Genomic DNA, 435 nt, shown 5'->3' on the forward strand with positions numbered 1-435 from the left:
ATCTCTACATGTTCAATCCTAAATTGTCAGAGATGTTAGATATAGAGAATGCCGTTATTGTCTCGCTCGATGTCACATATTCTGCACGTATGGCCAATGAAGATCAGGTGAACAAAGTCCTTGATTTTATGCGTAATGTTACAAGTAAGCACATCCGTAAATCAACCAAAGTTAGATGCTATGAGAATACAGTCTATTGGGGTTCAGAACGTTGCAAACGCTTGGCACGTAAGCTTTACGGCAAGTCTGTTGAATTTCATAAGCAGCTAAAAGAACAAATACTGCTGGCAAATAAAAATGATAAATGCGCTCAGCGTGTCGTTGCAGTCATGCAGGAACAACGTTTACAGGACTGGCTGAAAGGGCTGTTACGTCTTGAAACGGGGATGAAAGCCTACTGGCTGGATGAACAGGGTTTACCTTTACGGTTATTTG

Annotated in this window: 1 protein-coding gene; it reads left to right on the forward strand. The window is 41.4% G+C overall.

The window, feature by feature from the left end; translation table 11 throughout:
* A partial coding sequence (locus DK207_RS15600; RefSeq protein ID WP_228247958.1) for a phage/plasmid replication protein, II/X family occupies positions 1–435 on the forward strand: 435 nt, incomplete at both ends.

The sequence above is a fragment of the Acinetobacter haemolyticus genome (assembly GCF_900406815.1).
In the GTDB taxonomy this organism is placed as follows: Bacteria; Pseudomonadota; Gammaproteobacteria; order Pseudomonadales; family Moraxellaceae; genus Acinetobacter; species Acinetobacter haemolyticus_A.